This window comes from Klebsiella sp. BIGb0149 (assembly GCF_004362605.1).
In the GTDB taxonomy this organism is placed as follows: Bacteria; Pseudomonadota; Gammaproteobacteria; order Enterobacterales; family Enterobacteriaceae; genus Klebsiella; species Klebsiella terrigena.
The window spans coordinates 391,043-415,339 of record NZ_SNYG01000004.1 but is presented as its reverse complement, the minus strand read 5'-3'; the positions used below and the strand labels follow the sequence as shown (position 1 = coordinate 415,339).

The following is a 24,297-nucleotide window of genomic DNA, read 5'->3' as shown; positions in this document are numbered from 1 at the left end:
AGAATCATCATGTCGACACGTTTAACCCTATGGCGTCAGCTGTTTACCGAGCACCCTCGCGTCCTGCTGGCAAACGATGCCTTTACGGTGACCGCGTTCCGCTACGCCAGCGGCGTAGAGGGCCTACGGGTAGAGAACTCGCGCGGCTACCTGGTCATTCTGCCCTGGCTGGGGCAAATGATCTGGGACGCGGAGTTCGATGGTCACGATCTGACGATGCGCAATATGTTCCGCGAGCCGAAGCCGGCGACGGAAGTGGTAGCCACCTACGGCTGCTTCGCCTTCCACTCCGGGCTGCTGGCGAACGGCTGCCCTTCGCCGGAGGACGTGCATCCGCTGCACGGCGAAATGGCCTGCGCCGCGATGGATGAAGCCTGGCTGGAGCTGGAGGGGGAGAGCCTGCGGGTCACGGGACGCTATGAATACGTGATGGGCTTCGGTCATCATTATCGGGCGCAGCCCGCGGTGGTACTGCATAAAGAGAGCGCGCTCTTTGATATTCACATGGCGGTCACCAACCTCGCCTCCGTCGCGATGCCGCTCCAGTACATGTGCCATATGAACTATGCCTATGTGGCCGGGGCCAGCTTCAGCCAGAATATCCCCGACGACGCGCTCGCGCTGCGCGAATCGGTACCGGGCCACGTGCATCCGACCGAGCAGTGGCTGGCGTTCAACCGGCGTATTCTGCAAGGGGAGGCGTCGCTGGCCGCGCTGAACGAGCCGGACTATTACGATCCGGAAATCGTCTTTTTCGCCGACAGGCTGGATCGCTACACCGACAGGCCTGAATTTCGCATGACGGCTCCGGATGGCACCACGTTCATCACCCGTTTCTCCAGCGCGGAGCTGAACTATGTGACCCGCTGGATCCTCTATAACGGCGATCAGCAGGTGGCGGCTTTTGCGCTACCGGCCACCTGTCGTCCCGAAGGATTCCTGGCGGCGCAGCGTAACGGCAGCCTGATCTCGCTGGCTCCGCAGGAGACCCGCGCCTTCAGCGTGACCACCGGCATCGGCGGCTGATGGGTATAATAATGCTCAAGGCTTGAACAGCAGCGCGCTTATCGTTAAGGTAAGCGCGTTTTTTTATCCGCCAGGAAACGCCATGACCTCCATTGCCCTTATTGACGATCATCTCATCGTCCGCTCCGGTTTTGCGCAGCTGCTGGGGCTGGAAACCGATTTCCAGGTGGTGGCGGAGTTCGGCTCCGGCCGCGAGGCGCTGGCAGGTCTGCCGGGCCGCGGCGTGCAGGTCTGTATTTGCGATATTTCGATGCCGGATATCTCGGGCCTCGAGCTGCTGAGCCAGCTGCCCAAAGGCATCGCGACCATTATGCTCTCGGTCCACGACAGCCCGGCGCTGGTGGAGCAGGCGCTGAACGCCGGCGCCCGGGGCTTTCTTTCCAAACGCTGCAGTCCGGATGAGCTGATTGCCGCCGTCCGTACGGTGGCGACCGGCGGCTGTTACCTGACGCCGGATATCGCCATGAAGCTGGCGGCCGGTCGCCAGGACCCGCTCACCAGGCGCGAACGGCAGGTGGCGGAAAAGCTGGCCCAGGGGATGGCGGTGAAAGAGATTGCCGCCGAGCTTGGGCTATCGCCCAAGACCGTCCACGTTCATCGCGCTAACCTGCTGGAAAAGCTGGGCGTCAGCAACGACGTTGAGCTGGCGCGGCGCATGTTCGATAGCTGGCAGTGAAAGCGCTGTTCTCGCGGCTGCTCTCGGTCGTCGGCTGCTTCTTTATCTTCTCCGCCGCGTGGTTCTGCCTGTGGAGCATCAGCCTGCACGTGGTGGCGCGCCCGGATCTCGCGGTACTGCTGTTTCCCTTCGGTCTACGCCTTGGCCTGATGCTGCAGTGCCCGCGCGGCTACTGGCCGGTGCTGCTGGGAGCGGAATGGCTGCTGATCTTCTGGCTGGCGCAGGAAGTGGCGCTGGCCCATCCGATAATATTGACGATCGGCAGCCTGCTGACCCTGCTGCCGGTGGCGCTGATTTCGCGCTATCGCCAGCAGCGCGACTGGCTGACCCTGCTGCGCCAGGGCGGCGCGCTGATCGCCGCCGCGCTGCTGCAATCGCTGCCGTGGCTCGGTGAAGGCAGCGACGGCCTCAACGCCCTGCTGCTGACGTTGACCGGCGGCCTGACGCTGGCGCCGACCTGCCTGGTCATCTGGCACTACCTCACCAGCACCGTCTGGCGTCCGCTGGGGCCGGCGCTGGTTTCGCAGCCGGTGAACTGGCGCGGGCGGCATCTGATCTGGTATCTGCTGCTGTTTATGGTCAGCCTGTGGCTGCAGCTGGGGCTGCCCGCCGAGCTCTCCCGCTTTACGCCGTTTTGCCTGGCGCTGCCGATTATCGCCCTGGCCTGGCACTACGGCTGGCAGGGGGCGCTGATTGCCGCCCTGATGAACGCGATTGCCCTCATCGCCAGCCAGACCTGGCACGACCATCCGGTTGATTTGCTGCTCTCCCTGCTGGCGCAAAGCCTGACCGGCCTGCTGCTGGGGGCCGGCATTCAGCGCCTGCGTGAGCTGAACCAGTCGCTGCAAAGCGAGCTGGCGCGCAACCGCCGGCTGGCGGAACGCCTGCTGGAAACCGAAGAGAGCGTGCGCCGCGACGTGGCGCGCGAACTGCATGACGATATCGGTCAGACCATCACCGCCATCCGCACCCAGGCCGGGATCGTCCAGCGCCTGGCGCCGGAGAACGGCGGCGTCAGGCAGAGCAGCCAGCTGATTGAGCAGCTCTCCCTGGGCGTGTATGACTCGGTGCGCCGCCTGCTGGGGCGCCTGCGCCCGCGGCAGCTCGACGATCTGACCCTTGAACAGGCGGTACGTTCGCTGATGCGCGAAATGGAGCTCGAAGATCGCGGGATAGTCAGCCACCTCGACTGGCGCATCGATGAACCCGCGTTGAGTGAGAGCCAGCGCGTTACCCTGTTCCGCGTCTGCCAGGAGGGGCTGAACAATATCGTTAAGCACGCCAGCGCCAGCGCGGTTACGCTGCAGGGCTGGCAGCAGGACGAGCGGCTGATGCTGGTGCTTGAGGATGACGGCAGCGGGCTGCCGCCGGGCACCGGACAGCACGGCTTTGGCCTGATCGGCATGCGCGAGCGCGTGACGGCGCTGGGCGGGACCTTAACCATTTCCTGCACCCACGGCACGCGCGTCTGCGTCAGCCTGCCGCTGCGCTACGCCTGAGGAACGAAGATGTTTACCTTTATGAAATCTCCCCCTGACGCCGCGCCGATAGCCGATAAGCAGGCCCTCGACGAACGCTATCGCTACTGGCGGCGCCATATTCTGCTGACCATCTGGCTGGGCTACGCGCTGTTCTACTTCACGCGCAAAAGCTTCAACGCCGCGGTGCCGGAGATTCTCGCCAGCAACGTGCTGACCCGCAGCGATATCGGCCTGCTGGCGACGCTGTTTTACATCACCTACGGGCTGTCTAAATTTTTATCCGGCATCGTCAGCGATCGCTCCAACGCCCGCTACTTTATGGGCCTCGGCCTGATTGCGACCGGGGTGGTCAATATCCTGTTCGGCTTTTCCACCTCGCTGTGGGCCTTTGCGCTGCTGTGGGCGCTGAACGCCTTTTTCCAGGGCTGGGGCTCGCCGGTGTGCGCCCGTCTGCTGACGTCCTGGTACTCCCGTACCGAGCGCGGCGGCTGGTGGGCGCTGTGGAACACCGCCCACAACGTCGGCGGCGCGCTGATCCCGATGGTCATCGGCGCCGCGGCGCTGCACTACGGCTGGCGTGCCGGGATGATGATTGCCGGGATGCTGGCAATCCTCGCCGGGCTGTTTCTCTGCTGGCGGCTGCGCGACCGGCCGCAGGTGGTGGGGCTGCCCGCGGTAGGCGACTGGCGTCACGATGAGCTGGAGATCGCCCAGCAGCAGGAGGGGCAGGGCCTGACGCGCAGGGAGATCCTCTACAAGTACGTATTAACGAACCCCTATATCTGGCTGCTGTCGCTGTGCTACGTGCTGGTTTACGTGGTGCGGGCGGCGATTAACGACTGGGGCAATCTCTACATGTCGGAGACCCTGGGGGTCAATCTGGTGACCGCCAACTCGGCGGTGACCATGTTTGAGCTGGGCGGGTTTATCGGCGCGCTGGTGGCCGGGTGGGGCTCGGACAAGCTGTTCAACGGCAACCGCGGGCCGATGAACCTGATTTTTGCCGCCGGGATAATGCTGTCGGTGGGCGGCCTGTGGCTGATGCCGTTTGCCAGCTACGTGATGCAGGCCGCCTGCTTCTTTACCACCGGCTTCTTTGTCTTCGGCCCGCAGATGCTGATCGGCATGGCGGCGGCGGAGTGCTCACATCGGGACGCGGCGGGTGCGGCAACCGGGTTTGTCGGGCTATTTGCCTATCTGGGAGCCTCGCTCTCCGGCTGGCCGCTGGCGCAGGTGATGGACGTCTGGCACTGGAGCGGCTTTTTTGTGGTGATTACCATCGCCGCCGGCATTTCGGCGCTGCTGCTGCTGCCGTTTTTAAACGCCCAGGCGCCGAGAACCGCCAGCGAAGCGTGACCTGGCTCTCCTTTTTGCCCCGAGTGCGGCAAAACTAAGACATTTTCCCGGTTTCACCTGGACGCTGTCTCAGGCAAGCCGTACGGCCAGTTTTTACAATAGCGGTCATTCAATATCATTTTCCCAAAATAATTCATGTTGCAGGAAGGCGGCAGGCGAGCGTCGCCAACGTACCTGAGGCCTGAGGCATCAAGGGAAAACCTGGAGTGTCCTATGCTGGCCTTTCTAAACCAGGTACGTAAACCGACCCTGGATCTGCCGCTCGACGTGCGGCGCAAGATGTGGTTTAAACCGTTCATGCAGTCCTATCTGGTGGTCTTCATCGGCTACCTGACCATGTATCTGATCCGCAAGAACTTTAACATTGCTCAAAACGACATGATTTCGACCTACGGGTTGAGCATGACGCAGCTGGGGATGATTGGCCTGGGCTTCTCCATCACCTACGGCGTGGGTAAAACGCTGGTCTCCTACTACGCCGACGGCAAAAATACCAAGCAGTTCCTGCCGTTTATGCTGATCCTCTCCGCCATCTGTATGCTTGGCTTCAGCGCCAGCATGGGCGCCGGGTCGACCAGCCTGTTCCTGATGATCGCCTTCTACGCGCTGAGCGGCTTCTTCCAGAGCACCGGCGGCTCGTGCAGCTACTCGACGATTACCAAGTGGACGCCGCGACGCAAGCGCGGATCGTACCTCGGGATGTGGAATATCTCCCACAACCTCGGCGGCGCGGGCGCGGCAGGGGTAGCGCTGTTTGGCGCCAACTACCTGTTCGACGGCCACGTCATCGGGATGTTTATCTTCCCGTCGATTATCGCGCTGGTCGTGGGCTTTATCGGCCTGCGTTTTGGCAGCGACTCCCCTGAATCCTACGGTCTCGGCAATGCCGAAGAGCTGTTCGGGGAGGAGATCAGCGAAGAGGATAAAGAAACCGAAGATAGCGCGATGACCAAGTGGCAGATCTTCGTCGAGTACGTGCTGAAAAACAAAGTTATCTGGCTGCTGTGCTTCTCCAATATTTTCCTCTACGTGGTGCGTATCGGCATCGACCAGTGGTCAACCGTTTACGCATTCCAGGAGCTGAAGCTGTCAAAAGAGGTGGCGATTCAGGGCTTTACCCTGTTTGAAGTCGGTGCGCTGGTCGGCACCCTGCTGTGGGGCTGGCTGTCGGATCTGGCCAACGGCCGCCGGGCGCTGGTGGCCTGCGTCGCGCTGGCGCTGATCATTGCGACGCTCGGCGTTTACCAGCATGCCAGCAATCAGTATGTCTATCTGATGTCGCTGTTTGCCCTCGGCTTTTTAGTCTTTGGCCCGCAGCTGTTGATTGGCGTCGCGGCCGTTGGTTTTGTGCCGAAAAAAGCGATTGGCGCAGCGGACGGCATCAAAGGTACCTTCGCCTATCTGATTGGCGACAGCTTCGCCAAGCTGGGCCTCGGGATGATTGCCGACGGCACGCCGGTCTTCGGCCTCACCGGCTGGGCGGGCACCTTCGCGGCGCTGGACGCGGCGGCAATCGGCTGTATCTGCCTGATGGCCATCGTCGCGGTATTTGAAGAACGTAAAATTCGCCGCGAGAAGAAGAAACAGAGTTTGCAGACCGCCTGAGGCATCAGGTATGGGTAACGTTGCCCGGCCTTCCCGCCGGGCTTTTTTATGCCTGCTGTGCAAGAGGGGAATTTAGGCCTCTTCTGACCTACCGATGGTTTTTTGATGGCTTCATCCATCTTTGGAGAAGAGCTGCCAGGATAGTAGACATGCGTAAAATGAACGGAAGAAATAAATACGCTGGCAATGACATGTTCATAATCTTCCATCGTTATCAATAAAGAGTGAGTCTGTGTACTGCTTGCCGTTTAGACCATAATAGATGTTGTATTGATAACCGTTTCTCCCGTTTTTGCCGACTGCCGTTGGCAGGTTTCTTACTGCCGCCCCTTAGTCATCCCCGAATTTAGCCGGTTAAGGGCTTGCGTCCGCAGGCCTGCCTGCATGTCGTTTTTTCCCTTTTTTCAGTTCACTAATCTGGCGCTGCCTGCTGTCGAGACCGGATGTTTCCCGCTATGATGAGCGGCTGATTTAAGGAGAACGTATGGTCTGGATAATACTGGCAACGCTTGGCGTGGTGTTTGTGGTCGGATTTCGGGTGTTGACCTCTGATTCCCGCCGGGCGATCAAACGCTTAAACGAACGACTGGGTATCACGCCGGTTGCGATTGAGTCGATGATCGACCAGTTTGGTAAAACGGCTGGAACCGAGTTTATTCGCTACCTTGAGCGCCCCGATGAGGCCCATTTGCAGAATGCCGCGCAGGTGCTGCTAATCTGGCAGGTCTGTATTGTTGATGGCAGCGAAGAGAATCTGAACAGCTGGTACCGTCTGCTGCGTAAAGCCCGGCTTGCCGCGCCAATCACCGATGCGCAAATCCGCCTGACGCTTGGCTTTATGCGCGAAATAGAGCCCGATCCGCAGGAGCTAAACGCTTTCCAGCTGCGCTATAACCAGCTCTTCCTGCCGGAAGAGGGGGTGTTTTATCTGCATTAATATCACGAGTCATTGCGCTTCCCATCTGCCTCGTCGTTGAATTTATCCATGAATTACGCTGTGGCTATCTGACTGAGCGTGGTAATGAAAGAAAAGTTGTCAAAACGTTAAATTCGTCACAGTTTTGATGATAGACTGCGCTGCTTTTCCGTACGTTTTTAGCTTCAGGTTACGCCATGACAGAACATATCCGCACCACGAGCAAATCGCAGACCAATGAAGTTTCACGGCCAAACTGGTCGGCGGTTTTTGCGGTGGCCTTTTGCGTCGCCTGCCTGATAACCGTTGAGTTCCTGCCGGTGAGCCTGCTGACGCCGATGGCGCAGGATTTAGGCATTTCCGAGGGGATGGCCGGACAGTCGGTCACCACGACCGCGTTTGTGGCGATGTTTGCCAGCCTGTTTATTACGTCCCTGATCCGCACCACCGATCGCCGCTACGTGGTGATCCTGTTTTCCGTGCTGCTGACGCTCTCCTGCCTGCTGGTCTCCTTTGCCAACAGCTTTTGGCTGCTGCTGGTAGGTCGCGCCTGCCTGGGGCTGGCGCTAGGGGGATTTTGGGCGATGTCGGCGTCGCTGACCATGCGCCTGGTTCCGATGCGGGTGGTGCCAAAAGCGCTGTCGGTTATCTTCGGGGCGGTGTCGATTGCGCTGGTGATTGCCGCGCCGTTGGGCAGTTTCCTCGGCGGCATTATCGGCTGGCGCAACGTCTTTAACGCGGCGGCGGTAATGGGCGTGCTGTGCACGATTTGGGTACTGAAGGTGCTGCCTTCGCTGCCTGGTGAAGCGCCGCATCAGCAGCAAAACATGCTGAGTCTGCTGAAGCGTCCCGGCGTAATGGCCGGGATGTGCGCTATTTTCATGGCCTTCGCCGGCCAGTTTTCCTTCTTTACCTACATTCGTCCGGTCTATATGACCCTCGCGGGCTTTGACGTTGATGGCCTGACGCTGGTGCTGCTGAGCTTTGGGATTGCCAGCTTTGTCGGGACCTCGCTGTCGTCGATGCTCCTGAAGCGATCGGTGAAAACCGCCTTAGCGACGGCGCCTCTGGTTCTGGCGGCCAGCGCGGCGGTGCTGGTGCTGTGGGGAGAAAGTCAGATTGTGGCCTCCGCGGTGGCGATTATCTGGGGCTTTGCTTTTGCCCTGATCCCGGTGGGCTGGTCAACGTGGATCACCCGTTCGCTGTCAGATCAGGCGGAAAAGGCCGGTTCGATCCAGGTCGCGGTGATTCAGCTGGCGAATACCTGCGGGGCCGCTGTTGGCGGCGTGGCGCTCGACCACCTGGGCCTGCTGTCGCCGCTGATTATCTCGGGCGCCCTGATGCTGCTGACCGGGCTGCTGGTGGCAACGAAGGTGCGGATTTCGGCATAAAAAAAGCCCCGGGGCGCAGCGCCGGCCGGGCAACCAAACCCGGGCCGGGCATTCACGCCGCGACCCGGGACTGCTTTCTGACTTAGAACCAGGCCTCAAACATGCCGCCGACGTTCAGCGAGTCCAGCTGGTCGCTGCTGGTGCCGTTGACCTTAGCGGTATGTTTATTATCCACCTGGCCGCCGGTGACGTAGAAGCGCAGCATCGGCCGGAACTCAGGCCCCATACCAATCGCGATGTTCTGCGACAGCGTCAGCTTCCAGCCGTGGTTATCCCCGCCCCGATCGTAGTCAACGCGCTGATAGCCGGCTTCCAGCCAGGTTGAATGCACGTCGTTCCAGAAATACATCGGACGGATAATCGCGCCGTAGTTTTTACGGTTATCGGTATTGTCCTTGCCGTTGTCGTAGTCATGGAAGGCCAGCAGATACTCCACCTGCGCCTGTCGGGTAAACTTGTGGCTGCCCTCAAAGCTGGCGTAGATGGCGGTCAGATCGTCGGTTTTGTTATAAACGCTGTTATCCGCGTTATCGGAATAGCGCAGGATAACCTTGTTCACGCCGCCGTCGTTGGTATGGCTCAGCACCAGGCCGCCCTGCCAGGCATCGAGCTGCGCGTCGTTATCCACCGCTTTTGAATCAAAGCCGTAGTTGGCGTACACCTCAACGTCGATTGGCCCAGCCTTGATATTGTGGATTTTTGACGTCAGCGCGTAGTGGCCGTCATCGCCGGTGCCCGAGCCGCCGGTACAGGTGATGCGCGACGGGTTGGACTCATCGGCCATCACCTCCGGGCTGCAGGACTCAACCTGTGAGACCCCCGCCACGTCAAACTGCACGCCGCCGATATCAAAGTTTTTCACCCCGGCGCCCTGGCCGTCGTGGTTCATCCAGAAGTAGTCGTTGATCCCCTGCTGCGGACGCTGGTGGAAGTCGCGACCGGCCCAGATATAGGCGTTGGGGTTTGATTCGAGGACGTTAGTGACGCCGACGTAGGCCTTTTTCAGGTTAACTTCGTCGCTCCAGTGGTCAAACATAACGTTAATATCCCAGATAGCGCCCTGGCTGCTCTTAAAGGCTTTGGTGATCTGGAATTCGCCGCCGTTGCCTTCGTTGCCGAGACGGCCGATTGCCGACGCGCCGTTGTAGGAGCCGTCGACGCCGACGAACTTCTGGTCGCCGGTCTGGAACTGGGCGCCATAGCGGGCGTAGCCGCTAAACTTCAGGCCGAATGGAATAGCCATATCCGGTGAGGCTGCGGTGGTCTGCGGGTTGGTGATGACGTCCACCTTTTTATCGGCGGCGGCATCGATTTTGGCCTGACGGTCGGCCAGCGCTTTATCCACGGCTTTCGCCACAATGGCGTCGATTTGTTGCTGAGTAAAATCTTGTGCTAATACAGAAATTGGGCACAGTGCGGCAACGACCGCCATGGCTAATGGCAGCATTTTTACATTATTCATAATTATCTCGCTGGTAATAATTTATATATTAAGATAATAACCATCCCGCCCCGGTTAATATAAAGGGTGAGCTAGGGGATGACGTTTATATATTAACGTTGGTATAAGTGAATAATTTCCTGTGAAAACTCGCGAGCCAGCAGCGAATTCATCAGATGGTCCTGAGCGTGGACCATAATCAGCGTCATCGGCTGGCGCGCCTCGCCCGCATCCTGCTCGATAAGCTGGGTCTGCATCTGGTGCGCCCGACGGGCGTAGCCGTCGGCTTCATTAAGGAGCAGTTTAGCTTCATCAATATTACCGTGGCGGGCAGCGTGAATCGCTTCGAAACATAATGAGCGTGACTGTCCCGCATTCACGATAATTTCCATTACCGCATCTTCTAATTCAATCATAATAGTTCCTGAGATCATTAATTTTATTATTTAAAGCGTACGGCGAAAATCCCTTTTCCGCATAATTCCTGATGACGGTGTTATTTTTATCGGACGCTCCGGGAAATACAGCTAAGAGCGTATTTCCCGACTATTACTGACTGACTGTTTCAGCAACCGGAACGGCGGCTTTGGCTTTTTCGACTTCAGTTTTCATTAATGAGCGTTCATAGGCGCGGAGGAATGGCAGGTAAATGACGGCTGACATCACCATGCAAATGACGCACATCACTACCGGGCTCAGGGTCCAGTTGGCGGCCCAGGAGGCGCCGATAGGGGCCGGCGTGGTCCACGGCGTCAGCGAGACCACCTGCGTCAGCCAGCCGAGACGCGTTGCGCCGTAGGCCAGCACCGCGTTGATCATCGGCACGAACACAAACGGGATAAACATCATCGGGTTCATGATAATCGGCGCCCCGAACAGAATCGGTTCGTTAATATTGAAGAAGCTTGGCACGATGCCCATTTTGCCGATGGTCCGCAGGTGTGCTACGCGGCTGCGCAGCAGCAGGAATGCCAGCGGAAGCGTCGAACCCACGCCGCCAATCAGCAGATAGTGGTCCCAGAAGCCCTGCAGGTAAACGTGCGGCAGCGCGGCGCCAGCGGCCAGCGCCGCCTGGTTTGCCGACAGGTTCGCCATCCAGAACGGATTCATAATCCCGGTCACAATCAGCGAGCCGTGGATCCCGGCGAACCAGAAAATCTGGCACATCAGCACGGAGAGCAGGATTGCCGGCAGGGAGTCGGAGGCCGACACCAGCGGCTCCAGCAGGTGCATAATCGCCTGCGGCAGGATCATGCCGGTTTGCGCTTCGATAAACAGGTTCAGCGGATGCAGCGTACCGATCACCACCAGCACCGGGATCAGGATTTCGAACGAGCGCGCGACGCCGGTAGGCACCTCTTTCGGCAGGCGGATAGTAATATTATTCTGCTTCAGCCATGCGTAAATGCGGGTGGAGTAGATAGCGGTAATTAAGGCGGTGAAGATCCCCTGACCTGACAGATACTGGGTGGAAATTTTGCCGTCGGCGTAGGGCGCCGCGACCAGCAGGAAAGCCATAAAGGCCAGCAGGCCGGACATCACCGGGTCGAGCTGAAACTGGCGGCCGAGGCTGGCGCCAATGCCGACGGAAATAAAGAAGGTCATGACCCCCATGCTCAGGTTAAACGGCAGCATCAGCTGCTCACGATACTGCTGTGAGAAATCCAGCCAGCCGCGGGCAAAACCGTTGGTGGTGTCGGGTGAAAAAGGAGGAAAGATAAATACCAGCATGAAAGAGCCGATGATCATAAACGGCAATGCGGCAGTGAAGCCATCGCGGATGGCGATAACGTATTTCTGCTGCCCAAGGCGTCCTGCCAGCGGAGTAATAGATTGCTCGATCACGGCAATCATGGACTGATACAGAGAACTCATTTGCACACCTCTTAATGCGCCGCTGCTATCAGCGACAGAGCATAATCCAGGACGTTATCTCCCCGCTGCATTCCGTAGTCCATGGCGTTTATCGGCTGGACCGGAATATTCAGGGAAGTGGCTTTCTCAGATAATGTTTTCAGCATGTATTTTACCTGGGGCCCGAGCAGCACCACCTGGTATTGCGGAAACTGCATGTCAAATTCGGAAACGCCATAGGCGTCTATCTGCACCGGCAGGTTACGTTCCTTCGCCTCATCGACCATCTTCCTGACCAGCAGACTGGTGGACATCCCCGCAGAGCAGCACAGCATAATCTTGTACATCGACACTCATCCTCAATATGTAAAAAGTTATTGCGTGGATGATTTGATATCAGACGGAAACCGGTTTCCATTTATAAAAAACAGAACTGTGATAACCGTCAAGAACTAACGGTGTAAGGGCTGATTAATTAGATTCTGCTCACATAATTCCGTGGTTTTTGCGATGATTTTCCATGAAATGGAAAATCGGTTTCCAAATAAAAAAGGAAACGGATATACTGCCGTTGGTTACTATTGAAGCGATTCAGGTTTAAAGATTTACAGGGATCGGCCCGACCCTGTCAGGGGAGAAAGATGTCTACAATCAACGATGTATCACGGTTAGCTGGCGTCTCAAAGGCCACGGTTTCACGCGTGCTGAGCGGCTCTCGCGGCGTCAAAGAGGCCAGCCGTCAGGCGGTACTGCAGGCGGCGGAAGAGCTCAATTACCGGCCAAATATGATTGCCCAATCCTTGTTCAGCCAGAGCACGGGCTGCATCGGGGTGATTTGCGCCCAGGATAATATCAACCAAACCACCAGCTATCTGTATGCCCTGGAAAAACAGCTCAGCCAGCATCAAAAGCATCTCCTGCTGCGCTTTGCGAACACCCGCGATGGGGTGATGAACTCGCTCGAAGAGCTCAGCTGCGGCCTGTGTGACGATATCCTGATTATCGGCGCCCGCTTCCCGCTGAATATTGACCGGCCGGACGTGGCGCTGATTGACTGCCTCGAGAGCGAAGGGGCGAACAGCATTCAGTTTGACCACGCTTTTGCCGCGGAAACTGCCTGTAACTATTTGATTAGCCAGGGTCGACGCCAGATTGCGCTTATCCATCCCGAGGGGAGCGGCTTTGCCGATCAGGTGCTGCTGGGCTACAAGCATGCGCTGGAGAAAAATTTCCTGCCGTTTAATCGCAACCTGGTATTCCTCGACAGCACTTCGCCGTCGGTGGCGGTGCAGGAGCTGGTGAGCAACGCGACGACGTTGAATTTCAATGCGCTGCTGGTTGCGGACGAGCAGCAGGCGCAGCGGGTTGTCCCGCAGCTGCAGGCGTTCGGCCGCGCGGTGCCGGAAAAGGTGATGGTCTTTAGCCTGGCGGGATCGCTACAGCTGCCCGGTATTCCGACCATTCCGGCGATTGAGTACTCGATGGATGCGATGGCGATGCGGATCGTCAGCTGGCTGACGGAAAAGACGCAAATGCTGGGCGGCAGCATGCTGCGCGGGGATCTTATTATTCCGAAAATCTAAGCTGACCCGCGCGTGGGCGCACACGGCCGCGGGCCCATGATGAAGTCAAAAAAATACCTGCCAGTGGCGTAACTGACAGGTATTTTTATTTGCGCGGCGGGCGGCCTGCTGGCCGTGTGGCAAGCGCGATCACTGTGCCGGACAGGTAATCTTGTCGATAGCCGCCCGGTAGTTTTTCTGGTTATTACGCTCTTTTGCCAGGGTCGCCTCGCGCACGTAGGTTTGATTCTCTTTTGAGGCAAGAACCTGATTGGCAAAGTCGTTATCGCTAAGGGTTGCCGCCGGGCTGCATTTTTCCTTCACCGCTTTTAATACCTGCTGCTTTTGCTGCTCGAACTGCAGGCTTTGTAGCGGCGATTCGGCCCACGCGGCCGAGGCGCTGAGGGCGCTGACCAGGCACAACATCCAACACGCTTTCATGGCGCTTCTCCTTCAAGGGTGATACCAAACTATATGCGTAGTGCGTAAAACACGCAAATTGTCTGGATTATAAATTGTTTAAAATCAGTGAATTGCTTTTCTATGCCGCCCGAACGCGCCGCCGTGAATCCACGGCTATCAGCACCACCGATGACAGGATCAGCAGCGTGCCGAGCCAGTCCGGCAGCGTAAAGGTGATGCCCAGCAGCAGCAGCGAGAGCAGGGCGCTGCTCAGCGGTTCGGCGCAGCTGAGAATGCCCGCTTTCGCGCCGCCAATCATCTGCGCGCCGTTCAGATAAAGGCTGAAGGTCAGCGAAGTGCCGATCACTACCAGATAAAAGAAGGCCAGCAGCAGAGGGCCGTTGACCACAAAGTTGCTGCCCTGGCCGCCGTAGAACGGCAGCAGCATCGCCCCGCCGAGCAGCATGCTCCAGCCGACGATCGGCAGGGTGCCGTAGCGGGCGATAAGCGTTGACGGATAGGTGGTGTAGAAGGCGGCGGCAAAGGCCGAAGCCACCCCCCAGAAGAGCGCCGCGGGTGAAATAGAGAGCGTTGTCGGATTGCCGTGGGTCACCAGCAGAAACGTTCCAGCCAGCGAAGTGCCGATCGCCGCCAGCACCAGCGGGCGAGGGCGCGTTTTGCGGGCCAGCGCGAACCAGGCGACGATAATCGTCGGCGACAGGAACTGCAGCACCGTCGCGGTCGCGGCGTTTGATTTTTCGATGGTCATCAGGAAGGTGTACTGTACGGTCAGCGCGCCAAACAGCGAGAAAATCAGCAGGCTGATAGCATCCTTGCGGTTCTGCAGGACGCGGAAAATTTTATCGCCGTGGACGAAAGAGAGCATCAGCAGGATCAGGCCGGCGAACAGCAGGCGCGTCATGGTCAGAAACGGCGATGACATCTGGCTTTGCTGCATAATGTACTGCGCGCAGACGCCGGAACTCCCCCATAGCACGGCGGCTATGAGTACATTTAGCATCCCTTTTTTACTGGAGCCCATCTTTCCCTCAGGTGGTATATCGCAAAAAGGGAATCATAGCATGGGCGCGTTCGGACGGCGGGGAAGGAAATGGTAGTCGCCGTCCGCATAAGCGCGGCGCAGATCGGGGAACGGCCGGCCAGGCGCCCCCTGACCAGCGCTGCGCCTTAACTCAAATCAACGTTCTTACTGCCGAACAGCCAGGTCAGCGCAAAGCCGCACAGGTAAGAGACGGCCAGCCCCGCCGCGTAGACCGCCATCCCGGCGTAGATGCCGCTGCCGGAGGTCATCAGCGGCAGCGCCACCAGGCCGGAGGGCCCAAAGACCGTATTCAGCCCCACCGGCAGGCCCAGCCATGCGATCAGGCCGAGGAAGAAGCCGCCGCAGGCGCCGCCGATGCAGGCGGTGACAAACGGCTTCATCCGCGGCAGGGTGACACCATAGATCAGCGGTTCGCCGATGCCGAGAAAGCCGGGGATAATCGCCCCTTTGATCTGGGTGCGCAGCAGCGAGCCGTGCTTCGCCCGCCAGTAGAGGGCCAGCGCGGCGCCGACCTGCCCGGCGCCGGCCATCGCCAGAATCGGGAACAGCGAGTTAAAGCCCTGCGCATCCACCAGTGCGAAATAGACCGGGACAAAGCCCTGATGGACGCCAAACATCACCGCCAGCAGGAATAGCCCCGCCAGCACCGCCGAACCGAATGGGTTACCGTTGAGGTGCAGGAACAGCCACGACATTCCGGTAAACAGCCAGCCGCCAATCGGCATGATCACCGTAAAGGTGACCGCGCCCATAATCAGCAGCGTGACCGCCGAGGTAAGGATCATATCAAGGTTGGCCGGCATGATACGCCGCACCTGTTTTTCCACCCATGCGCCGATAATCGAGGCGATCAGGACGCCGATAATATTGCCGCGCGGGTCGATGCCGTGGCCGAAGAAGGTGGTGATCCCGGCGTAAAATCCGCTGGTCGCTTCCGGGTTGTAGCCGAGGACGAACAGCGAGGCGATAATCGCCCCGTTGACCCCGGAGCCGCCAAACGCCTTCTGGGCGTTATAACCGATTAAGATGCTCAGGAAGGTAAACATCCCTTTGCTGAATATCTTCATATAGCCGATCAGCGCCACCAGGCTGGCGTTAGGGTGAGCATTCTCCAGGACGAAGATTTGTTCTGCCAGGGTGGCGAAGCCGAGCAGCAGGCCGACGGCGATAAAGCCGGGGATCAGCGGCGTAAAAATAGTGGCGAATTTGGCGAGAAACTTCTGTACCCCGCTGGTCTGCTTGCTCTTCAGCGCCTGTCTCTTCTCGGCGGCGACGTCCGCCAGCGACGGAGCGTCCTGCGGCGCATCCTCCAGCATGGCGTTCATCATTTCCGCCGCGGTTTGCGCTTTGCCCGGGCCAAGCACGACCTGAAACTGCTCATCGCTGACGATAACCCCCATCACGCCTTCAACCTGACGGATTGCGGCGCTATCGGCCAGCGCTTCGTCGCGCAGCGTCAGGCGCAGGCGGGTCATGCAGTTACCGGCCTGCGCCACGTTTCCGGCTCCGCCGACGTGGGCAAGGATCCGCGCTATCATCTCTTTATTTATTTTTGCCATTGCAGTTTACCTGTCTGTTGGCGCTCAGGCGTTGCCCAGCGCTTTGCGGATATAGCCGCTATTTTTGGCCAGCAGCGACTGCGCTTCTTCGGCGTCAAGATCGGCAAGCACCATCACAATGGCCGTTTTGCAGTGACGACCGCAGGCGTCCAGCGCGCGCTGGGCGGCGTCGCGATTGCACTCGGTCGCCTCCATGACGATGGAGACCTGACGCTCGATAAGCTTCGCGTTGGTGGCCTCAACGTCAACCATCAGGTTGCTGTACACCTTGCCGACGCGGATCATCGCCCCGGTAGAAATCATATTCAGCACCAGCTTTTGCGCGGTGCCGGCTTTCAGGCGGGTTGAGCCGGTCACCACCTCCGGACCGACGACCGGAGTGATGGCGACGTCCGCCAGCCGGGCCATCTCGCCGTGCGGATTGCAGCTGACGATGGCGACAAACGCGTTCTGGCTATGGGCATACTCCATCGCGCCGATGACGTACGGCGTCCGCCCGCTGGCGGCGAGGCCAACCAGCACGTCGCGGTTGCTGAAATTGAGGTTCTGCAGGTCCATTGCGCCCTGCGCTTTATTGTCTTCGACGTTTTCCACCGCGCTAAGAATGGCCTTATGCCCGCCGGCTATAATCCCTACGACCTGCTCCGGACGCGTGCCGAAGGTTGGCGGACATTCGCTGGCGTCGAGGATCCCCAGACGACCGGAGGTGCCTGCGCCGATGTAAATCAGACGCCCGCCCGCCTGCAGCGCCGCGGCGACCTTGTCGACAACCTGAGCGATCTGCGGCAAATAGGGGGTAATTGCCTCGGCCACCAGCCTGTCTTCCCGGTTAATCACCGTCAGCATTTCAACGGTAGACAGGATGTCAATATTGGCGCTATTGGCGTTGCGCCGTTCGGTCAGCAGTTTGCTCAGGTCGATACTCATAACAAAACCTCATTATTCACAATGGCGGGTATTCTAAGGAATTAATTATTCCATTCATGTGAAGGTTATCACGATTAGCGCACGGCGGATAATAAGATATTTGCAGGTATGGCGGGGGATTGTGCGGTAATAAAACTGGAATATTTTATTACCGCAGGCTGGGCTAGCGTGGCGCAGCGGGGTTTTTCAGGCTCAGCAGCAGGGCCAGAGAATAGCTTATCGCCATGGCCAGGCTCATTTTCAGCATGGTTTCACCGCCGAGTCCGGCGAGCGGCGCGGCAATGCCGCCAAAAACGAACATCAGCGTACCTAACAGCGCGGACGCGGTGCCCGACTGCCCGGTATCAACGGCATTCATCGCTTCGGCCCCGGCCACGGTGCTGATGCCGCTCATAAACGACACGGTGAAAAACAGGCCGATCAGCGCCGGCAGCGGCAGCTGCAGCCAGGCGAACAGCAGCATGCCGGCGGCGCACAGCACTGCCAGCATCAGCCCCGTGCGCAGCAGAGATTCTGCCGAAAAGCGGCGCGTCAGGCGGGAGAAGATAAGCGCGGCAATAATCAGCCCGATCCCGTTCAGGCCGAACAGCAGGCTGAACTGCATGGCGCTCATGGCAAATTCGCTCTGCATCACGAAGGACGACGAGCCGATATAGGAGAACAGGCCGGCCATCATAAAGGCCTGAATCAGGCAGTAGCGCATAAAGCGGCGATTTTTCAGCACCGGCGAGCCGCCCGCTTTACGCGAGGTAGCGGCGCTTTTCGGCGGTAGGGTTTCGTGGAGGATCGCCAGGCTTAACAGCAGCAGTACGCCGCCGATCGCCGCCATTATCCAGAACAGAGTGCGCCAGTCGAAGGCGGTGATGACGTAGCCGCCAAGCACCGGCGACAGAACAGGCGCAATGCCGTTGACGGTCATCAGCAGGGCAAAGAACTGGGTCAGCAGCGCGCCCTGATAGCGATCGCGGGCAATCGAGCGCGATAGCACCGAGCCGCCCGCGCCGGCAAAGCCCTGCAAAAAGCGCCAGAGAATCAGCAGATGAATATCCTGGGTCAGGGCGCACATCGCCGAGGAGACGATAAACAGCAGCAGCGAGAGGATTAGCGGCCTGCGGCGGCCGATGCGGTCGCTGAGCGGGCCAAAAAACAGCTGGCCGAGGCCCAGCCCGAGCAGCGCGGCGGTCAGCGAGAGCTGGGTTTGCGTGCTGGTCGCATTCAGCTGGCGGGTGATATCCGGCAGCGCCGGCAGATAGAAGTCGGTACAGAGCGGGCCGATGCCCGAGAGCAGTCCGAGAATAACAACCCAGGAGAGAGAAATACGCGGCATAGCAGGTCCTTATGAGGATGCCGGGCGCGGCGGCCCGGCGGGAGCAGATCAGCTGGCGCCGCCTCCCAGCGACTGCCAGAGCGTAATGCGGTTTTGCAGATCGGTTTGCTGGAGGGTAATCAGCGTGGCCTGCGCCGACCACAGCGTACGCTGAGCGGTAAGCACCGACAGATAGTTGCCGATCCCTGCCTGATAGCTGCGGGTGGCTATATCCAGCGATTTCTGCTCGGCGGCGACGTACTGCTGCTGGGCATCCAGCTGCTCGCCCAGGGTTTCCCGGCGCGCCAGCGCGTCGGCGACGTCTTTGAACGCGCTCTGAATACTTTTCTCGTAGGTGGCGATCAGTCCCTTTTTCTCCGCTTCGGCATAGCGAAGCTGCGCCAGGTTGCTGCCGCCGGTAAACAGCGGCAGGCTGATTGATGGCGCGAACGACCACACCTGCATCCCGTGGCTGAACAGCGAAGAGAGCGAATCGCTGCCGACCCCGGCGCTGGCGGTTAGCGAAATGCTCGGGAAGAAGTTGGCGCGCGCGGCGCCAATATCGGCGTTGGCGCTCTTGAGGTTGTGCTCGGCCTCCTGAATATCCGGGCGGCGCAGCAGGACCGACGAAGAGACGCCGGCGGGGATCAGGGCGATGCTGCTGTCGCCGAGGCTTTGCAGCGTGCCGGGCAGCAGGCTCTCAGGGACGGTTTCACCGGCCAGCAGGTTGAGCGCGTTTTTATCCTGCGCGACCTGGGTACGATAGCTGGCGACGCTGGCGCGCGCCTGCTGGTAAACCGCTTCGGCATCGCTCAGATCGCTGGCCGCAGCGGTACCGACCGCCATCTGGCGGGCAACGATTTTGCGCGAGCTGTCGGCGCTGGCCATCGTTTCTTCGGCCAGCGCCAGGCTGCTGTTGTCCGCCGCGAGGGTGATCCACGCGGTGGTCAGGTCGGCGATCATCGTCAGCCGCGTATTCTGGGCGGTGAATTCGCTGGCAAGCCAGGTTTCCCGCGCCGCGCGGCTCAGGCTCTGGTTCTTGCCGAACAGGTCCAGCTCGAAGCTGGAGACCGCCCCGTCGGCCTCCGCCGATGAGGTGAGGCCGCTGGCCACCGTTTTGCTGCGGGTATGGCTCAGCTCGGCGTCCACGGTGGGGAACAGCGAAGCGCGGGTTTCGCCAAACTGGGCGCGGGCGGCCTCGATATCGGCCAGCGCTTTTTGCACGTCGCGGTTGCTGTTCAGCGCGATGGTCACCACTTTTTTGAGCCGCGCGTCGTTCACCACCTGCTGCCACTGGCTGACGACCGTCGTCGCTTCGCCGTGGGCGCCGGGCAGCGTGGAGGGGACCGGCGCCGCCGGGCGCTCATAGTGCGGGTCAAGGGAGACGCAGCCTGCGCTCAGGAGCGCGATAAAAACTAACGTAAAACGAAACATAACCTACTCCTGAGAAGGACGCTGGCGGGTGAAGAACCGTTTCACCAGCACAAAGAACAGGGGAACGAAGAAGACAGCCAGCAGCGTGGCGGTCAGCGTGCCGCCGATGATCCCGCTGCCGATCGCCACGCGACTGTTGGCCCCCGCGCCGGTGGCCACCGCCAGCGGCAGCACCCCGGCGATAAACGCCAGTGAAGTCATGACGATAGGGCGCAAACGGGTTTGCGCGGCGCGTATGGCCGCCCGCGAAAGCGAATAGCCTTCATCCACCGCCGATTCGGCAAACTCAACGATCAGAATGGCGTTCTTCGACGACAGGCCGATGGTGGTCAACAGCGCAACCTGGAAGTAGACGTCGTTATTCAGATCGCGCAGCCAGGCCGCCAGCGCCGCGCCGAGCAGGCCGAGCGGGATAACCATGATCACCGAGAACGGCACCGACCAGCTCTCATACAGCGCCGCGAGGCACAGGAACACCACCAGAATTGAGATGGCGTACAGGCTCATGGCCTGGCCGCTGGCCAGCTTTTCCTGCAGCGACATGCCGCTCCATGCCCAGGTGGTGCCCGCCGGCAGGCTGTTGGCCAGGGCTTCCATCTTGTCCATCGCCGCGCCGGAGCTGGAGCCGGCGGCGTTTTCGCCCTGGATTTCAAATGCGGCGGAGCCGTTGTAGCGCACCAGGCTTTCCGGACCGTACTGCCAGCGGGTGGTGGCGAAGGCGGAGAATGGCGTCATGGCGTCATCGCTGCCGCGCACGAACCATTTCCCGAGATCGGCGGGGACGGCGCGAGAATCGCTATCGCCCTGGATATAGACCTTTTTCACCCGCCCGCGATCGATAAAGTCGTTGACGTAGGTGCCGCCCCAGGCGCTGGAGAGGGTGTCGGTGACGTCGCTCAGCGATAGCCCCAGCGCCACCGCTTTGTTGTTGTCGATATCCACCTGCAGCTGCGGCATCTGCGGCAGGTCGTTGGCGCGCACCGACTGCAGCTGCGGGCTCTGATTGGCCGCCGCCAGCAGCTGGCTGCGCATTTTCATCAGGCTGTCGCGATCGGTGCCGCCGCTGGCCAGCAGCTCAAAGGTAAAGCCGTTGCTCTGCCCGAGGCCGTCCACCGAAGGGGGTGTCATCGCAAACAGCGAGGCGTCGCGGATGCTGCCGAGCTCTTTGGTGGCACGCAGGGCAATGGCCTGCGCGGTATTGGCTTCGCCCTTGCGCTGGGACCAGTTTTTCAACGACACAAAAGCCATCCCGGCGTTCTGCCCGCTGCCGCTGAAGCTGAAGCCGTCGACGGTAAAGATAGCGCTGGTATTGGCCTTCTCTTTGGTCAGGAACCAGTCGGTTACCTGGCGGCGAACCTCGGCGGTGCGCACGGCGGTCGCGCCTGCCGGCAGGGTGTACTGAACCATGATTTCGCCCTGGTCCTCCGCCGGCAGGAAGCTGCCCGGCAGCTTCCACATCGCCAGCGCCATGACGGCACAAATCAGGGCGAAGGCGCCCATCATTGTCGCCGAGCGGCGCAGGCCGCCCAGCACGCGGTGTTGATAGCCCTGTTCCGTGCGCCCCCACAGGCGGTTGAACGCCCCGAAGAAGCCGGTGGTATGGGGCTTCGAGTGGCTAAGCAGCGCGCCGCACAGCGCCGGGGTTAAGGTCAGCGCCACCACCACGGAGAGCATCATCGCCGAGATGATGGTGACCGAGAACTGGCGATAGATAACGCCGGTTGAACCGCCGAAGAAGGCCATCGGCAGGAACACCGCCGACAGCACCAGGGCAATGGCGATCAGCGCTCCGGAAATTTCGCCCATCGACTTCTCGGTGGCTTCCCGGGCGGACAGCCCCTCATCGCGCATAATTCGCTCGACGTTTTCCACCACCACGATGGCGTCATCCACCAGCAGGCCGATCGCCAGCACCATCGCAAACAGCGTCAGGGTATTGATGGAGTAGCCAAACAGCGCCAGCACGCCGAAGGTGCCAAGCAGCACCACCGGCACCGCCACCGCCGGGATCAGCGTGGCGCGGAAGTTCTGCAGGAACAGATACATCACGCAGACCACCAGCGCGATGGCTTCAAACAGCGTTTGAATCACATCCTCAACCGAAATTTTAATAAACTCGGTGCTGTCCTTCGGATAGGCAATGTCGTAGCCCTGCGGCATCTGGCGCTGATACTCGGCAATCTTATCCTTCACGCGCGTCGCGGTATCCAGCGCGTTGGCGCCCGGCGCCATCATGACGGCGATGCCGGCGCCAGGGTGGCCGTTGAGGTTCGCCGAAGCGGTGTAATCTTCGCTGCCCATTTCAACCCGGGCGACGTCGCTCAGGCGGACGACCGAGCCGTCGGTCTTGCTCTTCACAATGATGTTTTTGAACTGATCGACGGTTTGCAGGCGCGACTGAGCGCGCACGGTGGCGGTAAGCTGCTGGGCGTTAGAGGACGGCAGCGCGCCGATTTTACCCGCCGAGATCTGCACGTTCTGCGCTTCGATTGCCGTTTCGACATCGGAAGGCATCAGCGCATAGGAGGCCAGTTTTGTCGGGTCCATCCAGATGCGCATCGCGTATTCAGCGCCAAATACCTGCAGGCTGCCGACGCCTTCCACGCGCGCCAGCGGGTCCTGCATGTTGCTCACCAGCCAGTCGGCGATATCGGAGCTGGTGGCCTTGTCGGTTTTATCGTACACCGCGAGGATCAGCAGGAAGCTGCTCTGCGATTTCACCACCGTCACGCCGGACTGCTGCACTTCGCTGGGCAGCCGCGATTCGGCCTGCTGGACCTTGTTTTGCACCTGCACCTGCGCGGTGTCCGGATCGGTCCCCTGCTCGAAGGTCACGTTAATGCTGACCGAGCCGTCGGAGCTGCTGGTGGAGCTGAAGTAGAGCAGGTTATCCAGCCCGGTAAGCTGCTGTTCGATAACCTGGGTCACGCTGTTTTCCAGGGTTTCGGCAGAGGCGCCGGTGTAGGTGGCAGAAATTTTCACCGACGGCGGCGCGACGTCCGGGTACTGGGCGACCGGCAGCGTGCGGATGGCGAGGATCCCGGCGAGCATAATCAGGATGGCGATGACCCAGGCGAACACCGGGCGCCGGACGAAGAAGCGGGAGAACATCAGGCGTTGCCTCCGCTGTTTTTCATCTCTACGGCTTTAACCTGCTGCCCGGCGGCCACCTTGCTGGTTCCTTCAACGATCAGCCTGTCTCCGCTCTTCAGTCCGCTCTCTACCAGCCATTTATCGCCGTAGGCTTCGCCGGTTGCGATCTCGCGCTGGGCGACTTTGCCGTCGGCATCGACCACCAGCGCGGTGGCGTTACCTTTGGCATCGCGGGTGATCCCCTGCTGCGGGGCGAGGATCGCATCGTCCATCACGCCCTCATCGATGCGGGCGCGGACGAACATTCCCGGCAGCAGGAGGTGCTGTGGGTTGGGGAACACCGCCCGCAGCGTGACCGAGCCGGTTGATTCGTCCACCGCCACTTCGGTCAGCGCCAGGCGGCCCTTCTCGGCATAGGTGCTGCCGTCTTCGAGGATCAGGGTGACGCTGAGGGTATCGGCGTTGGTTGCCAGCGTTTGCTGGCGCAGGCGCAGCAGATCAATGCTCGATCGCGTGAGATCGACGTAAATCGTCTCCAGCCCGCGGATCGTCGCCAGAGCCGTATCCTGATCGGCAGAAACCAGCGCGCCTGGGGTGACGGAGGAGATGCCGATCCGCCCGGCAATCGGCGCGCTGACGGTGGTCCAGTTCAGGTTGATGCGGGCGCTCTCCAGCGCGGCTTTTTTCGACTCGACGCTGGCCTTGTCCTGGTTACAGGTGGACTGCGCGTCATCGGCATCCTGCAGCGACACGCCGTTGTCTTTGACCAGCTGCGTATAGCGGCGGGCCTTCTGGCAGTCGGCAACCGTCAGCGATTGCGCCTGCTTCAGGGCGGCCGCCGCTTCGTTATAGGCGGCGCGATAGCTGGCCGGATCAATTTGATACAGCGCCTGGCCGGCTTTCACCCTGTCGCCTTCGGTAAACAGGCGTTTTTGAATGATGCCGCCCACCTGCGGGCGTACTTCGGCGCTGAGCGACGCGGTGGTGCGGCCGGTCAGCTCGCTGATAACGGAAACGGGCTGGCCTTTCAGGGTGACAACGCCGACTTCCGGCGTCATTTGCTGTGGGGCAGATGTTTGCGAATTATCGCATCCGACCAGCAGAAATAATGCTATTGCGATGGGTATGGTGGTGTATTTCATTATATTTTCTCAGGATAAACGACGTCCGCCCCGCTAATTAAATAGTGAGGTGATGGGTTGGGC

Annotated in this window: 20 protein-coding genes; 8 read left to right on the top strand and 12 right to left on the bottom strand. The window is 60.0% G+C overall.

The features are described from left to right. Nucleotides 1-9: 9 nt before the first annotated feature. From EDF75_RS16880 to nepI, 7 genes are all read left to right on the top strand, one after another. Nucleotides 10-1,026: an aldose 1-epimerase family protein gene (locus EDF75_RS16880; RefSeq protein WP_133600239.1), complete on the top strand. Its 1,017-nt coding sequence runs from the start codon at nt 10-12 to the stop codon at nt 1,024-1,026. 82 nt (nt 1,027-1,108) lie between these two features. Continuing rightward, on the top strand, nt 1,109-1,702 hold the full coding sequence (gene uhpA / locus EDF75_RS16875; RefSeq protein ID WP_133600238.1) for a transcriptional regulator UhpA: 594 nt from the start codon (nt 1,109-1,111) through the stop codon (nt 1,700-1,702). 17 nt (nt 1,703-1,719) lie between these two features. Beyond that, complete coding sequence (gene uhpB, locus EDF75_RS16870; RefSeq protein WP_166646203.1) at nt 1,720-3,201, top strand: signal transduction histidine-protein kinase/phosphatase UhpB; 1,482 nt, start codon at nt 1,720-1,722, stop codon at nt 3,199-3,201. A 9-nt stretch (nt 3,202-3,210) separates the two neighbouring features. Next, nucleotides 3,211-4,539 (top strand): MFS transporter, encoded by a 1,329-nt coding sequence (gene uhpC, locus EDF75_RS16865; RefSeq protein ID WP_133600236.1) that lies wholly within the window; start codon nt 3,211-3,213, stop codon nt 4,537-4,539. Nucleotides 4,540-4,752: 213 nt separating this feature from the next. Continuing rightward, on the top strand, nt 4,753-6,144 hold the full coding sequence (gene uhpT, locus EDF75_RS16860; protein WP_133600235.1) for a hexose-6-phosphate:phosphate antiporter: 1,392 nt from the start codon (nt 4,753-4,755) through the stop codon (nt 6,142-6,144). A gap of 484 nt (nt 6,145-6,628) precedes the next feature. Beyond that, a complete protein-coding gene (locus tag EDF75_RS16855; RefSeq protein ID WP_041143299.1) occupies nt 6,629-7,081 on the top strand; it encodes a DUF1198 family protein in 453 nt (150 codons plus the stop codon). A gap of 176 nt (nt 7,082-7,257) precedes the next feature. Next, on the top strand, nt 7,258-8,451 hold the full coding sequence (nepI, locus tag EDF75_RS16850) for a purine ribonucleoside efflux pump NepI (protein WP_133600234.1): 1,194 nt from the start codon (nt 7,258-7,260) through the stop codon (nt 8,449-8,451). Nucleotides 8,452-8,533: 82 nt separating this feature from the next. Here the strand turns inward: nepI and EDF75_RS16845 are convergent, their stop codons facing one another. The 4 genes from EDF75_RS16845 to EDF75_RS16830 all read right to left on the bottom strand — a co-directional run bounded on the left by EDF75_RS16845 (nt 8,534) and on the right by EDF75_RS16830 (nt 12,093). Further along, complete coding sequence (locus EDF75_RS16845) at nt 8,534-9,913, bottom strand: carbohydrate porin (RefSeq protein ID WP_133600233.1); 1,380 nt, start codon at nt 9,911-9,913, stop codon at nt 8,534-8,536. Between the two features lie 92 nt (nt 9,914-10,005). Then, nucleotides 10,006-10,308, bottom strand: coding sequence for a PTS lactose/cellobiose transporter subunit IIA (locus tag EDF75_RS16840; RefSeq protein WP_041143296.1), 303 nt, complete (start codon nt 10,306-10,308; stop codon nt 10,006-10,008). A gap of 133 nt (nt 10,309-10,441) precedes the next feature. Then, on the bottom strand, nt 10,442-11,767 hold the full coding sequence (locus EDF75_RS16835) for a PTS sugar transporter subunit IIC (protein ID WP_123709514.1): 1,326 nt from the start codon (nt 11,765-11,767) through the stop codon (nt 10,442-10,444). Between the two features lie 11 nt (nt 11,768-11,778). After that, a complete protein-coding gene (locus EDF75_RS16830; RefSeq protein ID WP_133600232.1) occupies nt 11,779-12,093 on the bottom strand; it encodes a PTS sugar transporter subunit IIB in 315 nt (104 codons plus the stop codon). A gap of 294 nt (nt 12,094-12,387) precedes the next feature. Between EDF75_RS16830 and EDF75_RS16825 the strand changes: the two genes are divergently transcribed. Further along, nucleotides 12,388-13,329 (top strand): LacI family DNA-binding transcriptional regulator, encoded by a 942-nt coding sequence (locus EDF75_RS16825; protein ID WP_133600231.1) that lies wholly within the window; start codon nt 12,388-12,390, stop codon nt 13,327-13,329. A gap of 129 nt (nt 13,330-13,458) precedes the next feature. Here EDF75_RS16825 and EDF75_RS16820 read toward each other — a convergent pair whose 3' ends face one another. From EDF75_RS16820 to EDF75_RS16785, 8 genes are all read right to left on the bottom strand, one after another. After that, nucleotides 13,459-13,749, bottom strand: coding sequence for a YicS family protein (locus tag EDF75_RS16820; RefSeq protein WP_133600230.1), 291 nt, complete (start codon nt 13,747-13,749; stop codon nt 13,459-13,461). A gap of 100 nt (nt 13,750-13,849) precedes the next feature. Then, the gene (locus EDF75_RS16815; RefSeq protein ID WP_166646196.1) at nt 13,850-14,752 is read right to left on the bottom strand and encodes a DMT family transporter; all 903 of its coding nucleotides are present in this window, start codon (nt 14,750-14,752) and stop codon (nt 13,850-13,852) included. A gap of 146 nt (nt 14,753-14,898) precedes the next feature. Continuing rightward, a complete protein-coding gene (gene murP / locus EDF75_RS16810) occupies nt 14,899-16,332 on the bottom strand; it encodes a PTS N-acetylmuramic acid transporter subunit IIBC (protein ID WP_133600228.1) in 1,434 nt (477 codons plus the stop codon). Nucleotides 16,333-16,356: 24 nt separating this feature from the next. After that, nucleotides 16,357-17,259: an N-acetylmuramic acid 6-phosphate etherase gene (gene murQ / locus EDF75_RS16805; RefSeq protein ID WP_133600227.1), complete on the bottom strand. Its 903-nt coding sequence runs from the start codon at nt 17,257-17,259 to the stop codon at nt 16,357-16,359. Between the two features lie 163 nt (nt 17,260-17,422). Further along, complete coding sequence (locus EDF75_RS16800) at nt 17,423-18,586, bottom strand: multidrug effflux MFS transporter (RefSeq protein WP_133600226.1); 1,164 nt, start codon at nt 18,584-18,586, stop codon at nt 17,423-17,425. A gap of 48 nt (nt 18,587-18,634) precedes the next feature. Beyond that, on the bottom strand, nt 18,635-19,999 hold the full coding sequence (locus EDF75_RS16795) for an efflux transporter outer membrane subunit (protein WP_133600225.1): 1,365 nt from the start codon (nt 19,997-19,999) through the stop codon (nt 18,635-18,637). Nucleotides 20,000-20,002: 3 nt separating this feature from the next. Continuing rightward, complete coding sequence (locus EDF75_RS16790; RefSeq protein ID WP_133600224.1) at nt 20,003-23,110, bottom strand: efflux RND transporter permease subunit; 3,108 nt, start codon at nt 23,108-23,110, stop codon at nt 20,003-20,005. Next, entirely contained in the window at nt 23,110-24,234 is a 1,125-nt protein-coding gene (locus EDF75_RS16785; protein ID WP_133600223.1) for an efflux RND transporter periplasmic adaptor subunit, read from the bottom strand. Before EDF75_RS16785 ends, EDF75_RS16790 begins: the two co-directional genes overlap by 1 nt. Between the last annotated feature and the right edge of the window lie 63 nt (nt 24,235-24,297).

Bases quoted from the DNA above. Each gene is read 5' to 3' on its own strand.
- EDF75_RS16880 (WP_133600239.1), top strand. From the start codon at position 10: ATGTCGACACGTTTAACCCTATGGCGTCAGCTGTTTACCGAGCACCCT.
- uhpA (WP_133600238.1), top strand. From the start codon at position 1,109: ATGACCTCCATTGCCCTTATTGACGATCATCTCATCGTCCGCTCCGGT.
- uhpC (WP_133600236.1), top strand. From the start codon at position 3,211: ATGTTTACCTTTATGAAATCTCCCCCTGACGCCGCGCCGATAGCCGAT.
- uhpT (WP_133600235.1), top strand. From the start codon at position 4,753: ATGCTGGCCTTTCTAAACCAGGTACGTAAACCGACCCTGGATCTGCCG.
- EDF75_RS16855 (WP_041143299.1), top strand. From the start codon at position 6,629: ATGGTCTGGATAATACTGGCAACGCTTGGCGTGGTGTTTGTGGTCGGA.
- nepI (WP_133600234.1), top strand. From the start codon at position 7,258: ATGACAGAACATATCCGCACCACGAGCAAATCGCAGACCAATGAAGTT.
- EDF75_RS16845 (WP_133600233.1), bottom strand. From the start codon at position 9,913: ATGAATAATGTAAAAATGCTGCCATTAGCCATGGCGGTCGTTGCCGCA.
- EDF75_RS16840 (WP_041143296.1), bottom strand. From the start codon at position 10,308: ATGATTGAATTAGAAGATGCGGTAATGGAAATTATCGTGAATGCGGGA.
- EDF75_RS16835 (WP_123709514.1), bottom strand. From the start codon at position 11,767: ATGAGTTCTCTGTATCAGTCCATGATTGCCGTGATCGAGCAATCTATT.
- EDF75_RS16830 (WP_133600232.1), bottom strand. From the start codon at position 12,093: ATGTACAAGATTATGCTGTGCTGCTCTGCGGGGATGTCCACCAGTCTG.
- EDF75_RS16825 (WP_133600231.1), top strand. From the start codon at position 12,388: ATGTCTACAATCAACGATGTATCACGGTTAGCTGGCGTCTCAAAGGCC.
- EDF75_RS16820 (WP_133600230.1), bottom strand. From the start codon at position 13,749: ATGAAAGCGTGTTGGATGTTGTGCCTGGTCAGCGCCCTCAGCGCCTCG.
- EDF75_RS16815 (WP_166646196.1), bottom strand. From the start codon at position 14,752: ATGGGCTCCAGTAAAAAAGGGATGCTAAATGTACTCATAGCCGCCGTG.
- murP (WP_133600228.1), bottom strand. From the start codon at position 16,332: ATGGCAAAAATAAATAAAGAGATGATAGCGCGGATCCTTGCCCACGTC.
- murQ (WP_133600227.1), bottom strand. From the start codon at position 17,259: ATGAGTATCGACCTGAGCAAACTGCTGACCGAACGGCGCAACGCCAAT.
- EDF75_RS16800 (WP_133600226.1), bottom strand. From the start codon at position 18,586: ATGCCGCGTATTTCTCTCTCCTGGGTTGTTATTCTCGGACTGCTCTCG.
- EDF75_RS16795 (WP_133600225.1), bottom strand. From the start codon at position 19,999: ATGTTTCGTTTTACGTTAGTTTTTATCGCGCTCCTGAGCGCAGGCTGC.
- EDF75_RS16790 (WP_133600224.1), bottom strand. From the start codon at position 23,110: ATGTTCTCCCGCTTCTTCGTCCGGCGCCCGGTGTTCGCCTGGGTCATC.
- EDF75_RS16785 (WP_133600223.1), bottom strand. From the start codon at position 24,234: ATGAAATACACCACCATACCCATCGCAATAGCATTATTTCTGCTGGTC.